This is a genomic window from Methyloceanibacter sp. (assembly GCF_051306395.1).
In the GTDB taxonomy this organism is placed as follows: domain Bacteria; phylum Pseudomonadota; class Alphaproteobacteria; order Rhizobiales; family Methyloligellaceae; genus Methyloceanibacter.
In genome coordinates this window covers 1-3408 of the sequence record NZ_JBPPND010000186.1, presented here as the reverse complement: position 1 = coordinate 3408, position 3408 = coordinate 1, and the positions used below count along the sequence as shown (strand labels likewise).

At 61.1% G+C, this 3408-nt stretch carries 3 protein-coding genes; all 3 read right to left on the bottom strand.

Features of this window, described 5'->3' with window-relative positions; genetic code table 11:
* Nucleotides 1–86: 86 nt before the first annotated feature.
* Genes fusA through rpsL form a run of 3 tightly spaced genes read right to left on the bottom strand, consistent with a single transcriptional unit; the run spans nt 87 to nt 3068 of the window.
* On the bottom strand, nt 87–2162 hold the full coding sequence (gene fusA / locus ACSLE4_RS09670) for an elongation factor G (protein ID WP_435904248.1): 2076 nt from the start codon (nt 2160–2162) through the stop codon (nt 87–89).
* Nucleotides 2163–2183: 21 nt separating this feature from the next.
* Complete coding sequence (gene rpsG / locus ACSLE4_RS09665) at nt 2184–2654, bottom strand: 30S ribosomal protein S7 (protein WP_435904247.1); 471 nt, start codon at nt 2652–2654, stop codon at nt 2184–2186.
* A 42-nt stretch (nt 2655–2696) separates the two neighbouring features.
* Complete coding sequence (gene rpsL / locus ACSLE4_RS09660; RefSeq protein WP_435904246.1) at nt 2697–3068, bottom strand: 30S ribosomal protein S12; 372 nt, start codon at nt 3066–3068, stop codon at nt 2697–2699.
* Nucleotides 3069–3408: the final 340 nt, after the last annotated feature.

The window sequence follows — 3408 nt, the reverse complement described above, 5'->3', positions numbered from 1 at the left end:
TGCGGCTTTGACCGGTCGAATTTCTCTTTAGCCATGTTGGCTCTCCATTCTTCTCACCAAAAGCTAACTCTTCATCGCCCAACGATTTAGGCGAACTTCGCTTGCACCTCTTCGGCGACCGCCTGGGGCACCTGTGCGTAATGATCGAACTGCATCGTGAACTGGGCGCGGCCCTGGCTCATCGAACGCAACGTGTTCACATAACCGAACATGTTGGCAAGCGGCACCATGGCATTGATCACCGTGGCGTTGCCGCGGGATTCTTGACCCCGCACCTGCCCGCGCCGGCTCGTCAGATCGCCGATGACGCCGCCCACATAATCTTCCGGGGTCACCACCTCGACCTTCATCATCGGCTCGAGCAGCTTCGGCCCGGCCTTGAGCGCGGCCTCCCGGAAAGCAGCACGGGAGGCGATCTCGAACGCCATGACGCTCGAGTCCACATCGTGCGAGGCGCCGTCCAGCAGCGTGCACTTCACATCGAGGATCGGGAAGCCGGCAAGAATGCCCGCGTCGATGACGCTCTTCACGCCCTTCTCGACACCGGGGATGTACTCCTTCGGCACGTTGCCACCGACAACCTTGTTCAGGAACTCGTACCCGGCGCCCTGCTCGTTGGGCTCTACCAGGAGCTTGACGCGGGCGAACTGGCCCGAGCCGCCGGTCTGCTTCTTGTGTGTGTAGTCGATGTCGGCAGTCTTCGACACGGTCTCCCGATACGCCACCTGCGGCGCGCCAACATTGGCTTCCACTTTGAACTCGCGCTTCATGCGGTCGACGATGATGTCGAGATGAAGCTCGCCCATGCCCTTAATGATGGTCTGCCCGGACTCGTGGTCGACCGACACGCGGAAGGACGGATCCTCCTGCGCGAGACGATTGAGCGCCACGCCGAGCTTCTCATGGTCGCTCTTGGTCTTGGGCTCGACGGCAACCTCGATGACGGGCTCGGGAAACTCCATGCGCTCCAGGATCACAGCCTTGTTCGGATCGCACAGCGTGTCGCCGGTGGTGACATCCTTGAGGCCGGCAATGGCGACGATGTCGCCCGCATAGGCTTCCTTGATGTCCTCGCGGTGATTGGAGTGCATGAGCAGCATGCGGCCGATGCGCTCTTTTTTGTCCTTCACCGTGTTGATCAGGCTCGTGCCGGTCTCGACCTTGCCGGAGTAGATGCGGCAGAAGGTGAGCGAACCGACGAACGGATCGTTCATGATCTTAAAGGCAAGCATAGACAGCGGCGCATCGTCCGACGCCGGACGGGCCACCAATTCCTCGGTTTTCACGTCGATCGCCTTGATCGGAGGCACGTCGAGCGGCGACGGCAGATAATCAACCACGGCGTCGAGCAGCGGCTGCACGCCCTTGTTCTTGAACGCGGAGCCGCACAGCACCGGGACGAAGTCGAGATTGCAGGTGCCCTTGCGAATCAGTGCTTTCAGCTTCTCTTCCGGCACCTCTCTGCCCTCGAGATAGGCCTCCATGGCCTCCTCGTCGAGCTCGACCGCCTGCTCAACCAGCTTGTCGCGATACTCCTTGGCGATCTCCTGGAGATCGCCCGGGACATCCTCGTCGTGGAACGTCGCACCGAGCCCCTCGTCGTCCCAAACGACGGCTTTCATACGAAGAAGGTCGACAATGCCCGCGAATTTCGACTCCGCGCCGATCGGCAGCTGGAGCACGAGCGGGTTCGCGCCGAGACGCTCCTTGATCATTTTCACAGACATGAAGAAGTCGGCGCCGATCTTGTCCATCTTGTTGACGAAGATCATGCGCGGCACATGATACTTGTCGGCCTGACGCCACACGGTTTCGGTCTGCGGCTCCACGCCCTGGTTGGCGTCGAGCAGCGCCACCGCACCGTCGAGCACGCGCAAGCTGCGCTCCACCTCGATGGTGAAGTCCACGTGGCCGGGCGTGTCGATGATGTTGATGCGCTTGTCTTTCCAGAAAGCGGTGGTCGCGGCAGAGGTGATGGTGATGCCGCGCTCTTGCTCCTGCTCCATCCAGTCCATGGTCGCAGCGCCATCGTGGACCTCACCGATCTTGTGGCTCTTACCCGTGTAGTAGAGCACCCGCTCGGTGGTCGTGGTCTTGCCGGCGTCGATATGCGCCATGATCCCGATGTTGCGATAGTCCTGGACAGGGGTCGTGCGAGGCATCGTTCGAAATCCTTGAGAGGGTTACCAGCGATAGTGCGAGAAGGCCCGATTGGCCTCCGCCATCCGGTGCGTATCCTCACGCTTCTTCACCGCGGTCCCGCGGTTGTTGACGGCATCAAGCAGCTCACCGGAGAGCCGCTCCACCATCGTGTTCTCGTTGCGGCCGCGCGCCGCGGAAATGATCCAGCGAATGGCCAGCGCCTGGCGGCGGTCCAAACGGACCTCGACCGGCACCTGATAGGTCGCGCCACCGACACGCCGGGAACGAACCTCGAGCGCCGGCATGACGTTCTGCAGCGCCTGATGGAACAACTCGATCGGGTTCTGCTTGACCTTATCTTCCATCTGGTCGAGGGCGCCATAGACGATCCGCTCGGCGGCCGACTTCTTGCCTTCCTTCATGATGGAATTCATGAACTTGGTGAGCACGATGTCCCCGAACTTGGGATCGGGAATGATCTCGCGCTTATCAGCTCTGTGCCGCCTCGACATGTCGCCTAATCCGTTTCCTTAAGACGCAAAAAAACGACCCGACTATTTGGGCCGTTTGGCTCCGTATTTCGATCGCCGCTGCCGGCGGGCATTGACACCTTGGGTGTCGAGCACGCCGCGAATGATGTGATAGCGCACGCCGGGAAGGTCTTTCACACGGCCGCCGCGGATCATCACCACCGAGTGCTCCTGGAGGTTGTGGCCCTCGCCGGGAATGTAACTCGTCACTTCCTGCTGGTTGGTCAGGCGCACGCGCGCGACCTTCCGGAGCGCCGAGTTCGGCTTCTTCGGGGTCGTGGTGTAGACGCGCGTACAGACCCCCCGCTTCTGCGGACAGGCCTGCATGGCCGGCACTTTATTGCGTTTCACCGGTTGCTTGCGCGGCTTCCGGATCAATTGCTGAATCGTGGGCATGGCAGCCTTTACGTCCAATCATTTGGAGGCGCGAACGCCCCATTCACCCGCGGGCCATATGCCCACATCACTAGTGCCGAAGGTGCGAGTGGTCCCGCGTCTTCGGCGCCTCAAGACAGAGGATCTTGGAGGATGGCCCCCAAGATCTTGACCCCGATTTGATCCCGGTTAGTCCAGCAGCGTCTAACCCACGCCCGAAGGCAATCAATTCCGTTGGGCTACCGCCTGCCGAGAAGTCCGCGCGTTTTATCAGGCCGATTCTTCTATCGTCAAGGTAGAAGTGCCGGATTTCGGGGGCCGACCGCCAGTTTTGGGTCTATCTGGCGATCCGGCCCCCGAT